25 protein-coding genes are annotated in these 15937 nt (G+C 66.5%); all 25 read right to left on the minus strand.

Annotation, left to right across the window (positions count from 1 at the left end; all coding sequences use genetic code 11):
- Positions 1–2: 2 nt before the first annotated feature.
- Complete coding sequence (gene rplR / locus DW309_RS15680; protein WP_136028894.1) at positions 3–362, minus strand: 50S ribosomal protein L18; 360 nt, start codon at positions 360–362, stop codon at positions 3–5.
- Between the two features lie 2 nt (positions 363–364).
- On the minus strand, positions 365–901 hold the full coding sequence (gene rplF, locus DW309_RS15685; RefSeq protein ID WP_136028892.1) for a 50S ribosomal protein L6: 537 nt from the start codon (positions 899–901) through the stop codon (positions 365–367).
- 6 nt (positions 902–907) lie between these two features.
- Positions 908–1306, minus strand: a complete 399-nt coding sequence (gene rpsH / locus DW309_RS15690) for a 30S ribosomal protein S8 (protein ID WP_136028890.1) — start codon at positions 1304–1306, stop codon at positions 908–910.
- Between the two features lie 133 nt (positions 1307–1439).
- Entirely contained in the window at positions 1440–2030 is a 591-nt protein-coding gene (gene rplE, locus DW309_RS15695) for a 50S ribosomal protein L5 (protein ID WP_136028887.1), read from the minus strand.
- Positions 2030–2389, minus strand: a complete 360-nt coding sequence (rplX, locus tag DW309_RS15700) for a 50S ribosomal protein L24 (RefSeq protein ID WP_136028885.1) — start codon at positions 2387–2389, stop codon at positions 2030–2032. The genes rplE and rplX overlap by 1 nt, the downstream gene beginning before the upstream one ends.
- A 2-nt stretch (positions 2390–2391) precedes the next feature.
- Positions 2392–2760 (minus strand): 50S ribosomal protein L14, encoded by a 369-nt coding sequence (gene rplN, locus DW309_RS15705; protein ID WP_102191664.1) that lies wholly within the window; start codon positions 2758–2760, stop codon positions 2392–2394.
- Entirely contained in the window at positions 2757–3074 is a 318-nt protein-coding gene (gene rpsQ, locus DW309_RS15710; protein WP_136028883.1) for a 30S ribosomal protein S17, read from the minus strand. Before rpsQ ends, rplN begins: the two co-directional genes overlap by 4 nt.
- Positions 3074–3391, minus strand: a complete 318-nt coding sequence (gene rpmC, locus DW309_RS20165) for a 50S ribosomal protein L29 (protein ID WP_067121112.1) — start codon at positions 3389–3391, stop codon at positions 3074–3076. Before rpmC ends, rpsQ begins: the two co-directional genes overlap by 1 nt.
- Positions 3391–3810 carry a 50S ribosomal protein L16 gene (gene rplP, locus DW309_RS15720; protein WP_025102402.1) on the minus strand — a complete coding sequence of 140 codons (420 nt, stop codon included), beginning with the start codon at positions 3808–3810 and terminating at the stop codon, positions 3391–3393. The genes rpmC and rplP overlap by 1 nt, the downstream gene beginning before the upstream one ends.
- On the minus strand, positions 3810–4562 hold the full coding sequence (gene rpsC, locus DW309_RS15725; protein WP_025102403.1) for a 30S ribosomal protein S3: 753 nt from the start codon (positions 4560–4562) through the stop codon (positions 3810–3812). The genes rplP and rpsC overlap by 1 nt, the downstream gene beginning before the upstream one ends.
- Positions 4562–4960: a 50S ribosomal protein L22 gene (gene rplV, locus DW309_RS15730; RefSeq protein ID WP_025102404.1), complete on the minus strand. Its 399-nt coding sequence runs from the start codon at positions 4958–4960 to the stop codon at positions 4562–4564. The genes rpsC and rplV overlap by 1 nt, the downstream gene beginning before the upstream one ends.
- 25 nt (positions 4961–4985) lie before the next feature.
- Positions 4986–5267, minus strand: coding sequence for a 30S ribosomal protein S19 (gene rpsS, locus DW309_RS15735; protein ID WP_017201589.1), 282 nt, complete (start codon positions 5265–5267; stop codon positions 4986–4988).
- 12 nt (positions 5268–5279) lie between these two features.
- Positions 5280–6119 (minus strand): 50S ribosomal protein L2, encoded by an 840-nt coding sequence (rplB, locus tag DW309_RS15740; protein ID WP_136028879.1) that lies wholly within the window; start codon positions 6117–6119, stop codon positions 5280–5282.
- Positions 6120–6139: 20 nt separating this feature from the next.
- Positions 6140–6463: a 50S ribosomal protein L23 gene (gene rplW, locus DW309_RS15745; RefSeq protein ID WP_025102406.1), complete on the minus strand. Its 324-nt coding sequence runs from the start codon at positions 6461–6463 to the stop codon at positions 6140–6142.
- The gene (gene rplD, locus DW309_RS15750; protein ID WP_136028877.1) at positions 6460–7122 is read right to left on the minus strand and encodes a 50S ribosomal protein L4; all 663 of its coding nucleotides are present in this window, start codon (positions 7120–7122) and stop codon (positions 6460–6462) included. The genes rplW and rplD overlap by 4 nt, the downstream gene beginning before the upstream one ends.
- 2 nt (positions 7123–7124) lie before the next feature.
- The gene (gene rplC / locus DW309_RS15755) at positions 7125–7784 is read right to left on the minus strand and encodes a 50S ribosomal protein L3 (RefSeq protein WP_136028875.1); all 660 of its coding nucleotides are present in this window, start codon (positions 7782–7784) and stop codon (positions 7125–7127) included.
- 8 nt (positions 7785–7792) lie between these two features.
- The gene (gene rpsJ / locus DW309_RS15760; protein WP_017201594.1) at positions 7793–8101 is read right to left on the minus strand and encodes a 30S ribosomal protein S10; all 309 of its coding nucleotides are present in this window, start codon (positions 8099–8101) and stop codon (positions 7793–7795) included.
- Positions 8102–8942: 841 nt separating this feature from the next.
- Positions 8943–9155, minus strand: coding sequence for a hypothetical protein (locus DW309_RS15765; protein ID WP_105723378.1), 213 nt, complete (start codon positions 9153–9155; stop codon positions 8943–8945).
- A 154-nt stretch (positions 9156–9309) separates the two neighbouring features.
- Positions 9310–10500: an elongation factor Tu gene (gene tuf / locus DW309_RS15770; protein ID WP_136028873.1), complete on the minus strand. Its 1191-nt coding sequence runs from the start codon at positions 10498–10500 to the stop codon at positions 9310–9312.
- A 148-nt stretch (positions 10501–10648) separates the two neighbouring features.
- Positions 10649–12763, minus strand: coding sequence for an elongation factor G (gene fusA / locus DW309_RS15775; protein WP_136028870.1), 2115 nt, complete (start codon positions 12761–12763; stop codon positions 10649–10651).
- An 87-nt stretch (positions 12764–12850) separates the two neighbouring features.
- A complete protein-coding gene (gene rpsG / locus DW309_RS15780; protein ID WP_017201608.1) occupies positions 12851–13321 on the minus strand; it encodes a 30S ribosomal protein S7 in 471 nt (156 codons plus the stop codon).
- A gap of 5 nt (positions 13322–13326) precedes the next feature.
- The gene (rpsL, locus tag DW309_RS15785; protein WP_013584051.1) at positions 13327–13695 is read right to left on the minus strand and encodes a 30S ribosomal protein S12; all 369 of its coding nucleotides are present in this window, start codon (positions 13693–13695) and stop codon (positions 13327–13329) included.
- 217 nt (positions 13696–13912) lie between these two features.
- Entirely contained in the window at positions 13913–14560 is a 648-nt protein-coding gene (locus DW309_RS15790) for a spermidine/putrescine ABC transporter substrate-binding protein (RefSeq protein ID WP_205812819.1), read from the minus strand.
- 49 nt (positions 14561–14609) lie between these two features.
- Positions 14610–15044, minus strand: a complete 435-nt coding sequence (locus DW309_RS15795; protein WP_206252865.1) for a DUF6121 family protein — start codon at positions 15042–15044, stop codon at positions 14610–14612.
- A 65-nt stretch (positions 15045–15109) separates the two neighbouring features.
- Positions 15110–15937, minus strand: an 828-nt coding sequence (locus tag DW309_RS15800; RefSeq protein ID WP_205812821.1) for an ABC transporter, incomplete at its 5' end; no start/stop codon positions are given.

Here is a 15937-nt window from a genome sequence, read left to right on the forward strand (position 1 = left end):
ACTCACAGTGCCAGACCCCCTTCACGGGCGCCGTCGGCGATGGCGGCGACACGACCCGCGTAGCGGTTGCCGCCACGGTCGAACACAGCCTCGGAAACGCCGGCAGCCTTCGCACGCTCGGCGAGCAGCTCGCCGACCTTGCGAGCCTTGGCGGTCTTGTCGCCCTCGAGCGAGCGCAGGTCGGTCTCGAGCGTCGATGCCGACGCGACCGTGTGACCCTTGCTGTCGTCGACGAGCTGCACGAAGACGTGACGCGCCGAACGGTTGACGACGAGACGCGGACGCGCCTCGGTGCCCACGATCTTCTTGCGAAGACGGGCGTGACGACGCGCGCGGGCGTCGGACTTCGACTTCACAGCCATGGTTACTTACCAGCCTTTCCGGCCTTGCGACGCACGACCTCGCCGGCGTAGCGCACACCCTTGCCCTTGTACGGCTCGGGCTTGCGGATCTTGCGGATGTTCGCAGCCGCCTCACCGACGGCCTGCTTGTCGATCCCGCTGACGGTGAGCTTGTTCGTGCCCTCGACCGTGAGCGTGATGCCGGCGGGCGGGTCGATCAGGACCGGGTGCGAGAAGCCGAGGGCGAACTCGACCGAGCTGCCCTTCTGCTGCACGCGGTAACCGGTGCCGACGACCTCGAGACCCTTGGAGTAGCCCTGGGTCACGCCGATGATGTTGTTGTTGATGAGCGTGCGGGTCAGGCCGTGAAGCGACCGGGACTCGCGCTCGTCGTCGGGGCGGGTGACGAGAACCTGGTTCTCCTCGACCGACACCTCGATGGGGCTGGCCACCGTGAGGGTGAGCTCACCCTTGGGGCCCTTCACCGCGACCTCACGGCCGTCGACCGAAACGGTCACGCCCGCGGGAACGTCGATGGGAAGTCGTCCAATACGCGACATTTCGGATTACCACACGTAGGCGAGAACTTCTCCGCCCACGCCCTTCTGCTCAGCCTGGCGGTCCGTGAGGAGACCGGAGGAGGTGGACAGGATGGCCACGCCGAGGCCGCCGAGGACCGTGGGGATCTCGGTGGACTTCGCGTACACGCGAAGGCCGGGCTTCGACACGCGCTTGATGCCCGCGATGGAGCGCTCGCGGTTCGGGCCGTACTTCAGCGTCAGCGTGAGGTTCTTGCCCACGCGCGCGTCGGACGTCTCCCAACCGGCGATGTAGCCCTCCTGCTGGAGGATCTCCGCGATGTGCGTCTTGAGCTTGCTCGACGGCAGGGTCACGGAGTCGTGGTGCGCCGAGTTCGCGTTGCGCAGACGGGTCAGCATGTCTGCGACCGGGTCTGTCATTGTCATGGTTGTCTACTTTCGTTCATGAGGTTCCGGCTGCCGTTACACGACAGACGGCCTGCGATGAGCACGCAATCTTCAATTGTACGTGCACATCGACGGGCTCAGTGACACGAGACCACTGAGCCCGTCGACGGTGTTACGCCTGAGCGTCGTCCGCGCGGAACGGGAAGCCGAGGTGACGCAGAAGCGCGCGGCCCTCGTCGTCCGTCTTCGCCGAGGTCACGACGGTGATGTCGAAGCCCCGGACGCGGTCGATCTTGTCCTGATCGATCTCGTGGAACACGCTCTGCTCCTGGAGACCGAACGTGTAGTTGCCGTTGCCGTCGAACTGCTTGGCCGACAGACCGCGGAAGTCGCGGATGCGGGGCAGAGCGAGCGACACCAGACGGTCCACGAACTCCCACGCGCGGTCACCGCGGAGGGTGACGTGCGCGCCGATGGCCTGTCCCTCACGCAGCTTGAACTGCGCGATCGACTTGCGAGCCTTCGTGACGATCGGCTTCTGACCGGTGATGCGGGTGAGGTCCTCGACCGCACCATCGATCACCTTGCTGTCGCGAGCCGCCTCGCCGACACCGGTGTTCACGACCACCTTGACCAGGCCGGGGATCTGCATGACGTTCGAGTAGCCGAACTCGTCCTGCAGAGCCTTCTTGATCTCGGCGTTGTACTTCGCCTTCAGGCGGGGCTGGATCTTGCCAGCCACCGCAGCGTCGGTCGTTGCCATCAGAGGTCCTTACCGCTCTTCTTCGCGTACCGCACGCGGACGGTGCGCTTGACGCCGTCCTTGGTCTGCTCCTCGACCCGGTGGCCGACCTTGGTCGGCTTCTTGGTCGAGGGGTCGACGAGTGCGACGTTCGAGATGTGGATGGGCGCCTCGACGGTCTCGAGGCCACCCGTCTTGGTGCCACGCTGCGTCTGACCGACGCGGGTGTGCTTGGTGACGTAGTTGACGCCCTCGACGACGACACGGTTCTGCTCGACGAGGATGTCGAGCACCTTGCCCTGCTTGCCGCGGTCGCCACCACGCTCGGGCTTGGCGCCCGAGATGACCTGAACCAGGTCGCCCTTCTTGATCTTCGCCATGATCAGATGACCTCCGGTGCCAGCGAGACGATCTTCATGAACTTCTTGTCGCGAAGCTCACGGCCGACCGGGCCGAAGATACGGGTGCCGCGGGGCTCCCCGTCGTTCTTCAGGATGACGGCGGCGTTCTCGTCGAACTTGATGTAGGAGCCGTCCGGACGACGGACCTCCTTCTTGGTGCGGACGATGACCGCCTTGACGACGTCGCCCTTCTTGACGTTGCCACCGGGGATCGCGTCCTTGACGGTCGCGACGATGGTGTCGCCCAGGCCCGCGTAGCGGCGGCGCGAACCACCGAGAACGCGGATCGTGAGCAGCTCCTTGGCGCCGGTGTTGTCGGCGACCTTGAGTCGGGACTCCTGCTGAATCACTTGGCCTTCTCCAGAATCTCCACCAGGCGCCAGCGCTTCGTGGCGCTCAGCGGGCGGGTCTCGTTGATCAGGACCAGGTCGCCGATGCCGGCGGTGTTCGCCTCATCGTGCGCCTTGACCTTCGACGTGCGGCGGATGACCTTGCCGTAAAGCGGGTGCTTCACGCGGTCCTCCACCTCGACGACGATGGTCTTGTCCATCTTGTCGCTGACGACGTAGCCGCGACGGGCCTTGCGGTACCCGCGGGCGTCCGCGTCGCGCACGTCGTGAGCGGCGTGCTCAACCTCGACGGCAGCTTCCTTCTTGGTGGCCATCACTCAGCCTCTTCCTTCACGGCGTCGTCGGCGGCGTCCGCCTTCTTCGCCTTCGACTTGGTCGCCTTCTTCGCGGGAGCCTCGACCGGAGCGGGCGTCGCACGGATGCCCAGCTCACGCTCGCGGATCACGGTGTACAGGCGCGCGATGTCGCGCTTGACGGCGCGGATGCGGCCGTGGCTCTCCAGCTGGCCGGTGGCCGACTGGAAACGGAGGTTGAACAGCTCCTCCTTGGCCTTACGCAGCTCCTCAACGAGGCGCTGGTCTTCGAACGTGTCGAGCTCTGCCGGAGCGAGCTCCTTGGTGCCGATCGCCATTACGCGTCGCCCTCCTCGCGCTTGATGATGCGTGCCTTGAGCGGCAGCTTGTGGATTGCACGGGTCAGTGCCTCGCGAGCGAGCTGCTCGTCGACACCCGCGACCTCGAAGAGGACGCGGCCCGGCTTGACGTTGGCGACCCACCACTCGGGGGAACCCTTACCGGAACCCATGCGGGTCTCGGCCGGCTTCTTCGTGAGCGGACGGTCCGGGTAGATGTTGATCCACACTTTGCCGCCACGCTTGATGTGACGGGTCATCGCGATACGAGCGGACTCGATCTGACGGTTCGTCACGTACGCGGGCGTGAGGGCCTGGATGCCGAACTCGCCGAAGGAGACCTTCGTGCCGCCGGTGGCCTGACCCGAGCGACCCGGGTGGTGCTGCTTGCGGTACTTGACCTTACGGGGGATGAGCATTATGCCGAAGCTCCTTCTGCAACAGGTGCCTCGTTGCGCGGGGCACGGCGGCGGTCACCACGGTCGTCGCGGCGCGACTTCGGCGCGTTGGCCTGCTCGCGTGCGAGCTCCTTGGCGGTGAGGTCGCCCTTGTAGATCCACACCTTCACGCCGATGCGGCCGAAGGTGGTCTTGGCCTCGTAGAAGCCGTAGTCGATGTTCGCGCGCAGCGTGTGCAGCGGCACACGACCCTCGCGGTAGAACTCCGAGCGGCTCATCTCAGCGCCGCCGAGACGGCCCGAGACCTGGATGCGGATGCCCTTGGCGCCGGCGCGCTGAGCGCCCTGCAGACCCTTGCGCATCGCGCGACGGAACGCCACACGAGCAGAGAGCTGCTCGGCGATGCCCTGCGCGACCAGCTGAGCGTCGGCCTCGGGGTTCTTGACCTCGAGGATGTTCAGCTGGATCTGCTTGCCCGTGAGCTTCTCGAGGTCGCCGCGGATGCGCTCGGCCTCTGCACCACGACGACCGATCACGATGCCCGGACGGGCGGTGTGGATGTCGACGCGGACGCGGTCACGGGTGCGCTCGATCTCGATGTTCGAGACGCCGGCGCGGTCGAGCTGCGTCTGCAGCAGGCGACGGATCTTGATGTCCTCGGCCACGTAGTCGGCGTAACGCTGACCCGGCTTCGTCGAGTCGGAGAACCAGCGCGACACGTGGTCCGTGGTGATGCCGAGGCGGAAGCCGTACGGGTTGACCTTCTGTCCCATTACTTGCTCGCCTTCTTGTTGCTGTCGCCGGCCGCGGCAGGAGCCGCCTCCGGCGTCGAGAGCACGACCGTGATGTGGCTCGTGCGCTTCTTGATCTGGAAAGCGCGACCCTGTGCACGGGGCTGGAAACGCTTGAGCGTCGTGCCCTCGTCCACGTACGCGTTCTTCACGTACAGGTCCTGCTCGTCGAGGTACTCGCCGTCACGATCCGCCTTGACCTGCGCGTTGGCCATGGCCGACGCGACAAGCTTGTAGATCGGCTCACTGGCGCTCTGCTGCGCGAACTTCAAGATCGCGAGAGCTTCCTGGGCCTGCTTGCCCTTGATGAGCGCGACGACACGACGAGCCTTCTGAGGGGTCACGCGGATGTGTCGCACGCGTGCGATGGACTCCACCATTTCTCTCTCCTCTATCGTCCCCGCGTCAGCGGCGACGGCCCTTCTTGTCGTCCTTCTCGTGGCCGCGGAAGGTGCGGGTGGGCGCGAACTCGCCCAGCTTGTGACCGACCATGGTCTCGGACACGAACACGGGGATGTGCTTGCGTCCGTCGTGGACCGCGATCGTGTGACCCAGCATGGCCGGGATGATCATGGACCGACGGGACCAGGTCTTGATGACGTTCTTGGTGCCGGCTTCGTTCTGCACGACCACCTTGCGAAGCAGGTGCTCGTCGACGAAGGGGCCCTTCTTAAGACTGCGAGGCATCTTCTCTTACTCCTACTTGCGCTTCTTGCCGGCGTTGCGACGACGCACGATGTACTTGTCGCTTTCCTTGTTGGCGTGACGGGTGCGACCCTCGGCCTGACCCCACGGGGAGACCGGGTGACGACCACCGGACGTCTTGCCCTCACCACCACCGTGCGGGTGGTCGACCGGGTTCATCGCGACACCACGGACGGTCGGGCGGACGCCCTTCCAGCGCATGCGGCCGGCCTTGCCCCAGTTGATGTTCGACTGCTCGGCGTTGCCGACCTCGCCGATGGTCGCGCGGCAGCGCGCATCGACGTTGCGGATCTCGCCGGAGGGCAGACGCAGCTGGGCGTAGGGGCCGTCCTTCGCCACGAGGCGGACGGATGCACCGGCCGAGCGCGCCATCTTCGCGCCGCCGCCGGGGCGGAGCTCGATGGCGTGGATGACGGTACCCGTGGGGATGTTCTTCAGCGGGAGGTTGTTTCCCGGCTTGATGTCCGCCGCGGGGCCCGACTCGACGATGTCGCCCTGGTTCAGCTTCGCCGGCGCGAGGATGTAGCGCTTCTCGCCGTCGAAGTAGTGCAGGAGCGCGATGCGCGCGGTGCGGTTGGGGTCGTACTCGATGTGAGCGACACGGGCGTTCACGCCGTCCTTGTCATTGCGACGGAAGTCGATGACGCGGTACTGGCGCTTGTGGCCACCACCGATGTGACGGGTCGTGATGCGGCCCTGGTTGTTGCGACCACCGGTCTTCGAGAGCGGGCGCAGCAGCGACTTCTCCGGCGTCGATCGGGTGATCTCGGCGAAGTCAGCCACTGACGAGCCGCGACGGCCCGGGGTCGTGGGCTTGTACTTGCGAATAGCCATGATTGTCCTTATCCCCCGGATCAGCCGATTGCCGTGAAGATGTCGATGGTGCCCGACTTCAGGCTCACGATGGCGCGCTTGGTGTCCTTGCGCTTGCCCGTGCCGAAGCGGGTGCGACGGGCCTTGCCGACGCGGTTGATCGTGTTGACCGACGCGACCTTGACACCGAAGATCTTCTCGATGGCGAGCTTGATCTCGGTCTTCGAAGCGCGCGGGTCGACGAGGAAGGTGTACTTACCCTCGTCGATGAGCCCGTAGCTCTTCTCGGACACGACCGGCTTCAGGATGATGTCGCGCGGGTCCTTGTTCAGGGCCGTCTGGAGAACAGATGCCTGCTCGCTCATGCGGAGACCTCCTGGTTGGCGCCGGACTTGGAGGCGATGAAGCCCTCGAGCGCGGCCTGGGTGAAGACGATGTCGTCGGAGACGAGAACGTCGTAGGCGTTGAGCTGGTCGAACGACAGCAGGTGCACGTTGCCGAGGTTGCGCAGGCTCTTGAGCGCGAGCTCGTCGCCGCGCTCGATGACCACGAGCACGTTCTTCGACGTGGCGACCTGGGCGAGGAAGCCCGCGGCGGCCTTGGTCGACGGAGCACCGTCGGTGCCGAACGTGTCGATCGCGTGCAGGCGGTCGCCGCGGAAGCGGTCGCTGAGCGCGCCGAGGAGGGCGGCCGCGATCATCTTCTTGGGCGTGCGCTGCGAGTAGTCACGCGGCTTCGGGCCGTGGACGATGCCACCGCCGGTCATGTGCGGCGCGCGGATCGAGCCCTGACGGGCGTTACCCGTGCCCTTCTGCTTGAAGGGCTTGCGGCCGGCACCCGAGACCTCGCCACGACGCTTGGTCGAGTGCGTGCCCTGGCGAGCCGCCGCGAGCTGCGCGACGACGACCTGGTGGATGAGCGGGATGTTCGTCTTGACGTCGAACAGAGCGGCGGGAAGCTCGACCGAGCCAGCCTTCTTGCCGTCTGCCTTGAGGACGTCGAGCGCGAGAGTGGAGTCAGCCATGATCAGGCACCCTTCACTGCGTTGCGGACGTAGACGATGCGGCCACGAGCACCGGGGACGGCGCCCTTGACGAGCATCAGACCCTTCTCGATGTCGATGGCGTGCACCGTGAGGTTGAGGACGGTCACGCGCTCGCCACCCATACGGCCGGCCATGCGCATGCCCTTGAAGACACGGCTCGGGGTCGACGAGGCGCCGATCGAACCGGGCTTGCGGTGGTTGCGGTGCGCACCGTGCGAGGCGGAGACGCCCTTGAAGTTGTGGCGCTTCATGACACCGGCGGTGCCCTTGCCCTTGCTCGTGCCGACGACGTCGACGAGCTGGCCGGCCTCGAACGTGCCGTCCACCGTGAGCTCCTGGCCCAGCGAGTAGTCGGCGGCGTCGGCCGTGCGGATCTCGGTCACGTGGCGACGCGGCGTGACGCCGGCTGCCTCGAAGTGAGCCGAGAGGGGCTTGTTCACCTTGCGGGGGTCGATCTGGCCGTACGCGATCTGCACGGCGTTGTAGCCGTCCTTCTCGGGCGTACGGATCTGCGTGACCACGTTCGGCGCGAGCTCGATGACGGTGACGGGAACGAGCTTGCCGTTCTCGTTCCACACCTGGGTCATGCCGAGCTTCGTGCCCAGCATGCCCTTGGAAACCTTGGAGTTGATGTCAGCCATGTCGAACCTCAGAGCTTGATCTCGATGTTGACGTCGGCCGGCAGGTCGAGGCGCATCAGCGAGTCGACGGCCTTGGGCGTCGGGTCGACGATGTCGATCAGACGCTTGTGGGTGCGCATCTCGAAGTGCTCGCGGCTGTCCTTGTACTTGTGGGGCGACCGGATGACGCACACGACGTTCTTCTCGGTCGGAAGGGGCACGGGTCCGACGACGGTCGCGCCCGCACGGGTCACGGTGTCGACGATCTTGCGTGCGGACGTGTCGATGACCTCGTGGTCATACGACTTCAGGCGAATGCGGATCTTCTGTCCCGCCATTGTCTGCTCTCTCTCTATAAGCGTCGTACCGTCCTGGACCGGGTGGCCCTGGGGCATTGGACGCACGTCGGCGCGGATTGCGCCTCGGCACGAGAACGGCTCTGCGAACCGATCTGCTGCACCACTGTTCTGCTGTCAGCCGGACGCCCGGAGGCGAACGGATGCCCGACCCTCGCCGCGCACGGCGATGCCCTCGAGATGAAGGTGTCGGGATTGTGTTCTGCTACCCGCGGCCTAGAACCCTGTGCTTCCGAAGAGGCACCGTCTATGCACTGCCCTGGCAGTGATCCGGCGCACGCACAGCGGCGACGGAATATCGAACCTGTCTATTCTGCCACGGGCGATTTCACTTCTGCAAACCCGGGCGTGTCGCGCCTCGTGTCCGCCCTCTTCGGCGGGGGTCTGCAGCTCGTCTCAGGCCCGAGTGGAGCGCGGGGCGAGGCATCCCCATGCCTCGCCCCGCTTGGGGAGGGCGTTCAGTGCGAGGGGGCACACCGAACGCGAGGTGCCCAGCGTGAAGGGACGCCGGACGCCTCGACCGAGGGCACGGCGGAAGACCCGCCGCGCAGGCGGGGAGACGCTCTGGCGCAAAGAGTGCGCGCGTCGCACGATGATCCCCAAGATCGTTTTCCCCAGTGTGAACGCGGTAGAACCGCGTGCTTCAGGAAACCGAACCCCTTCGGTTTCCCCGACCGCAAGATCCCCAGGCGGTCTGCATCATCCTACTCGATCTCTCCGTCAGTTCGCCAGTTCGCGCTCGCGCGTGCCGAGATTCCAGAGCGCCCGGGTACGAGAAGAGCGGCGCCCCTCGGAGGAAGCGCCGCTCGTGAACGATCTCGGGCTACTCGTTGCCGACCGCCTTGTCCGCGCTGTCACGGATCTCGTCGATCTTGTCGGCCGCACCGGGAGCGATCTTCTTAGCGAAGTCGGCGACACCGTCGAGCACCTTGTCGCTGATGTCCTCGGCCTGCTCGCTCTTGACGGCCTCGGCGATCTTGTCCTTGTTCTGCTCGTACAGGTCCTTGCCCTTGTTCACGGCGTCGTCGATACCCATGTGGCTCCCCTTCGGAGGTGTGTGTGTCCGGCCGATGAGACCGGACACACTCATTGTGCATGCCCTCCCCCGCCCGCGGAAGCCCGATTAGAGCGTGGAAAACGACAAAGGGGCCGGACCCGAAGGTCCGACCCCTTTGCGAGGAAGCAGATGCTTACTTGATGATCTTCGTCACCGTACCGGCGCCGACCGTACGACCACCCTCACGGATGGCGAAGCCGAGGCCCTCCTCCATGGCGATCGGCTGGATCAGCTCGACCGTCATGTCGGTGGTGTCGCCGGGCATGACCATCTCGGTGCCCTCGGGCAGCGAGATGACGCCGGTGACGTCCGTGGTGCGGAAGTAGAACTGCGGGCGGTAGTTCGTGTAGAAGGGGTTGTGGCGGCCACCCTCGTCCTTGGACAGGATGTACGCGGTGCCCTCGAAGTCGGTGTGCGGCGTAACCGAACCCGGCTTCACGATGACCTGGCCACGCTCCACGTCCTCGCGCTTGGTGCCGCGGAGGAGCAGACCACAGTTCTCGCCGGCCCAGGCCTCGTCGAGCTGCTTGTGGAACATCTCGATACCGGTGACGGTCGTCTTCTGCGTCGGACGCAGACCCACGATCTCGACCTCGGAGTTGATGGCCAGCGTGCCACGCTCGGCGCGACCCGTGACGACGGTGCCACGACCGGTGATCGTGAAGACGTCCTCGACGGGCATGAGGAAGGGCTTGTCACGGTCACGCTCCGGGTCCGGAACGCTGTCGTCGACAGCCTGCATCAGGTCCAGGATCGCCTGGGTCCACTTCTCGTCGCCCTCGAGAGCCTTGAGAGCGGAGACGCGGACGACAGGAGCGTCCTCGTCGAAGCCCTGGCCGGCGAGCAGCTCGCGGACCTCGAGCTCGACGAGCTCCAGGATCTCCTCGTCGTCGACCGCGTCCGACTTGTTCAGCGCGACCAGCAGGTAGGGAACGCCGACCTGCTTGGCGAGCAGCACGTGCTCGCGCGTCTGGGCCATCGGGCCGTCGGTGGCGGCGACCACGAGGATCGCGCCGTCCATCTGAGCCGCACCCGTGATCATGTTCTTGACGTAGTCGGCGTGGCCGGGAGCGTCGACGTGCGCGTAGTGGCGCTTCGGGGTCTCGTACTCGATGTGCGAGATGTTGATCGTGATACCACGCTGGCGCTCTTCCGGCGCCGAGTCGATGGAAGCGAAGTCACGCTGCACGTTCGTGTCGGACGGGTACTTGTCAGCAAGCACCTTCGAGATCGCTGCGGAGAGCGTGGTCTTGCCGTGGTCGACGTGACCGATCGTTCCGATGTTGACGTGCGGCTTGGTCCGCTCGAACTTGGCCTTAGCCACTGGGTCCTCCTCAGGACGTCGTTGTAGAGGTGCCGGGCACTGGTTTGCGACCGGTTCTCTACGGGTTAGGTTCTCAGTTTAGTAGAGAGGGAATGTGAAGTTGTAGGTGACCTGGGAACAGGACGGCGGGCCCTGTTCCCAGGAAGTGTTACTCGCCCTTGGCCTTCTGGACGATCTCGTCGGCCACCGCGCGCGGGACCTCGGCGTAGCTGTCGAACTCCATGGAGTAGACGGCGCGACCGGAGGTCTTGGAACGCAGGTCGCCGATGTAGCCGAACATCTCGGACAGCGGCACCGCAGCGCGCACGACCTTGACGCCGGCGGCGTCCTCCATCGACTGGATCTGGCCACGACGCGAGTTCAGGTCACCGATGACGTCGCCCATGTACTCCTCGGGAGTACGGACCTCGACGGCCATCAGCGGCTCGAGCAGCACGGGGTTGGCACGACGCGCGGCCTCCTTGAAGCCCATGGAGCCCGCGATCTTGAACGCCATCTCCGAGGAGTCGACGTCGTGTGCCGCACCGTCGACGATGGTCGCCTTGACGCCCACCATCGGGTAGCCCGCCAGGACACCGACGTTCATCGCGTCCTGGAAACCGGCGTCGATCGAGCCGATGTACTCGCGCGGGATGCGGCCACCCGTGACCGCGTTCACGAACTCGTACGTCTTCTCGCCGTCGAGCTCGAGCGGCTCGATGTTGAACTGGATCTTGGCGAACTGACCCGAACCACCGGTCTGCTTCTTGTGCGTGTAGTCGTGCTTCTCGACGGCCTTGCGGATCGTCTCGCGGTACGCCACCTGCGGCTTGCCGACGTTCGCCTCGACGCGGAACTCGCGCTTCATGCGGTCGACGAGGATGTCGAGGTGCAGCTCGCCCATGCCCTTGATGGTCGTCTGACCGGTCTCGGGGTTGAGCTCCGTGCGGAAGGTCGGGTCCTCCTCAGCGAGCTTCTGGATGGCGAGACCCAGCTTCTCCTGGTCGGCCTTGGTCTTCGGCTCGATGGCGACCTCGATCACCGGCTCGGGGAACGTCATCGACTCGAGCACGACCGGCTGCTGCGGGTCGGCCAGGGTGTCACCGGTGGTGGTGTCCTTCAGTCCGATCACGGCGTAGATGTTGCCGGCGGTCAGCTTGTCGACCGGGTTCTCCTTGTTGGCGTGCATCTGGAAGATCTTCCCGATGCGCTCCTTCTTGCCCTTGGTCGAGTTGATGACCTGAGCGCCCGACTCGAGCTCACCCGAGTAGACGCGCACGTACGTCAGGCGACCGAAGAACGGGTGCACGGCGACCTTGAAGGCCAGGGCCGCGAACGGGTCCTTCGCGTCGGGGTGACGCTCGATGATCTTCTCCTCGTCCTTCGGGTCGTGCGCCTCGATGGCGGGCACGTCCAGCGGGGACGGGAGGTAGTCGACGACGGCGTCCAGCATCGGCTGCACGCCGCGGTTCTTGAACGCCGAGCCGCAGAGCACCGGGTAGATCTCGCTGGCGATGACCATCTTGCGGATGGCGCCCTTGATCTCTGCGACCGTCAGCTCCTCGCCGCCGAAGAACTTCTCGAGAAGCTCCTCGTCGGTCTCCGCGACCGTCTCCAGCAGCTGCTGGCGGTACTCCTCAGCCTTGTCCTTGAGGTCGGCCGGGATCTCCTGCACCTCGTACGAGGCGCCCATGGTCACGTCACCCTTGGCGTCGCCGGGCCACACCAGTGCGCGCATCTCCACGAGGTCGATGACGCCGACGAAGTCGTTCTCGGCACCGATCGGGAGCTGCAGCACGAGCGGCTTGGCACCGAGGCGGTTGATGATCGTGTCGACCGTGAAGTAGAAGTCCGCGCCGAGCTTGTCCATCTTGTTGACGAAGCAGATGCGGGGGACGTTGTACTTGTCGGCCTGACGCCACACGGTCTCGGACTGGGGCTCCACGCCCTCCTTGCCGTCGAACACGGCGACCGCACCGTCGAGGACGCGGAGCGAGCGCTCCACCTCGACCGTGAAGTCCACGTGACCGGGGGTGTCGATGATGTTGATCTGGTTCTTGTTCCAGAAGCAGGTCACGGCGGCAGACGTGATCGTGATGCCGCGCTCCTTCTCCTGCTCCATCCAGTCGGTGGTCGAGGCGCCGTCGTGCGTCTCGCCGAGCTTGTGGTTGACGCCCGTGTAGAACAGGATGCGCTCGGTCGTCGTGGTCTTGCCGGCATCGATGTGCGCCATGATGCCGATGTTGCGGACCTTGCTCAGGTCCGTGAGCACGTCTTGTGCCACAGGAGTGTCCTTATCTTTTGGAGCAGTCGTACTGCGAAGAGGGGGTGCCCGTCCCTCGGCGGGTGGCCGAGGGACGGGCCGAGCTGATTACCAGCGGTAGTGAGCGAACGCGCGGTTCGACTCGGCCATCTTGTGGGTGTCCTCGCGGCGCTTGACCGCGGCACCGAGGCCGTTCGACGCGTCCAGGATCTCGTTCTGGAGACGCTCGGTCATCGTCTTCTCACGACGACCCTTCGCGTAGCTCACGAGCCAGCGCAGCGCGAGGGTGTTCGCGCGGTGCGGCTTGACCTCGACCGGAACCTGGTAGGTCGAGCCACCGACGCGGCGGCTGCGGACCTCGAGCGTGGGGCGCACGTTGTCGAGCGCCTTCTTGAGCGTGGCGACGGCGTCCTGACCGTTCTTCGCCTCGACACCGCGGAGGGCGCCGTAGACGATCGACTCGGCCAGCGACTTCTTGCCGTCGACGAGGATCTTGTTCACCAGCGAGGTGACGATCGGTGCGCCGTAGACCGGGTCGTTGACGACGGGGCGCTTCGGGGCGGGACCCTTACGAGGCATCTAACTCAACCCTTCTTCGCGCCGTAGCGGGAACGAGCCTGCTTACGGTTCTTGACGGCCTGGGTGTCCAGGGCGCCACGGACGATCTTGTAACGCACACCGGGGAGGTCCTTCACGCGACCGCCGCGGACGAGCACCAGCGAGTGCTCCTGCAGGTTGTGGCCCTCACCGGGGATGTACGCGGTGACCTCGGTCCCGTTGCGGAGCTTCACACGGGCGACCTTGCGCATCGCCGAGTTCGGCTTCTTCGGGGTGGTGGTGTAGACGCGGGTGCAGACCCCGGCCTGCTGCGGGTTCGACTTGAGCGCCGGCGCCTTGGTCTTCGAGACCTTGGGCGAGCGACCCTTGCGAACCAACTGCTGAATGGTTGGCACGTTCTCTCCTCATAGTGCTGCACGGTGACAGCGTGATGGGTTTCACATCATGACCCACCGGCACGCCGGAACCGGCGAGCTTTTGGTGTGGTGGGTATGCCGTGGGGGCGGACCGGCATGGGGCCGACGCCCAGCGCGCACGTCAGGACGTGCACACACCTGATCAAGTGTAATGCCGCGTAACCAACGCGGTCAAATGAGGGCGACCGGCGCCGCCTCAGCTCACGTCGGGGCCGAACGGGGAGTCGAGCGACTCCGTGAGTTCGGCGAGCATGGCTTCGATCTGCGGTTCGACGTGCTGGGACACCGCCGCCTGAATGGAGACGCGGTGGCGCAGCAGCAGGCCGCAGATCTCGCGGCCGATGAGGTTCGCGTACTCGTCGGCGAGGGCCACTTCCTGCCGTAGCGCGATCTTCGCCTCCTCCGACAGGGGCGGCAGCGGCGGGAGCTCCGCCGCGGAGTCGTCGGCGAGACCGGCGATCGTGAACAGGAACGGTGCGCCGGGAACCGGCTCGGGGTCGAGCGGCAGGCCCTCGAACTCGGGAGCCAGGTCCTCGGTCGGGCGGTAGCTGCGTGCTCTGTTCCTGGCCGCTTGGCTGTCGAGCTCGCGCTGGAGCATCGGAAGGTTGCGGGCCGTGTAGTCCGCGACCGCGTGGTCGACGATCGTCTTGATGCGCGTCGACAGCCCGTGCTGCACCCCGTGGGGTGTGTCGCCCGCGATCCCGGCCGCGGCGAGGATGGGCGAACCGAGACAGCGACGGCACGGCGCGACCCGGCCGCGGTGGGTGGCCGGCTCCCAGCGCGGCACCCAGCGCAGCCACGCCTCGACGGCCTGGTCCACCTGCGTCTCCAGTGAGCGCTCCACGACACCAGCGTACGGCGCGTCACCGCTCCCCGCGCGGATTTGCGGGGGGTCACTCCCCCTCGTCGTGCTCCCAGGGCCATCGCGGACGTTCGCTGCGGGTCCGACGGAGGGCGATACCGCTCCAGCCCGCGATCGCCGCGGCCACCAGGACCACCGCGCTAGCGCCGCCCCGGACGAGGTCTCCCGCGACGGCCGTCGCGATGATGAGGCTCTCTGCGGCAGCCAGCACCGCAATCCACAGCGTCGCGAGATGGACCAGCGCGGTGAGGAGTGCGATCACCAGCGCGGAGCCGAACGACGGACGCCGGCGCCGCAGCGTCGCGCCGAGCGACAGAGCGAACGCGACCACCGCCAGGATCATGCCCACCACACCCGGCACCTGCCCGAGGCCCTCCACCGCGATGATGTCCCGATCCGTCGCCACGCTCAGCGCGCCCAGCCCGAACACCGACAGCGCGAAGAACCCGATGGAGGCGAGCACCACCGCGAGGACAGGCGAAACCCCCGCGGACTCGGGCCCGCGGGGGTTCGGCGTGGTGGCGTGCGTGACTACCTCGCCAGCGTCGGGCCGGCTTCGAGGGTGCGCTCGTACTCGCGCTGCGCCTCGGCGTTCAGCTCCGTCTTGCGGGCGCCGCTGCGGGCCACCCAGGCACCGAACCAGATGGTCAGCTCCCTGGCGAACACGAATGCAGCGATGGCGAGCGGGGCGAGCAGCTGCTCCCCCGCGAGCTCCAGGCCCTGCGAAGCGGTGAGCTTCCAGAACGGCGCCTCGAAGAGCTGTCCGAGGATGTGCCCCGCGTACGCGATGAGCCCGACGATGATGCCGAACACCACCCAGAGGCCCCAGCGGCCGCGGTTGATGATCGCGCCGAGGAGCCAGAAGCCCAGGAAGAACACGACGACGGGCGTCCAGTAGCCCCACGTGAGCAGCGGCGCCAGGAAGGCCTCGCCGATGTTCTCGCCCGTGACGTCTCCGGCGATGGCGCGCAGGCCGACCGCGGTGCCGAGGTAGAGGATGGCGAAGGCGACCGTCGCCAGGAGGCCGATCGCCCCGGCCGTTCCGCGGTTTCCGCGGTCGCGCGGCGGCTCCGGAGCCTGAACGAAGATCGGCTGAGGCTGAGCAGCGGCGGCTGCCCCGACGTACGGCTCCGACGGGACGATGCGCGTGTCGGCGTCGTCGGAGTGCGGGGCGTATGCCGTGTCCGCCATGGACGACTCCTCGTGACGCGGCGACCAGGAGGCCGCACCGGGAGTCGGGAAGGCCGCGGTGGCTTCGGCGTCGGCGCGACGGTCGTCCGCGACGCGGTCATCCGGGCGGTCGCCCGCGAACCGGTCGGCGGGAAGGCGCTCGGCGCCGCGGTCCTCGGCGAGCCGATC

The organism is Microbacterium sp. K41 (genome assembly GCF_004794395.1).
GTDB classification, from domain to species: Bacteria; Actinomycetota; Actinomycetes; order Actinomycetales; family Microbacteriaceae; genus Microbacterium; species Microbacterium sufflavum.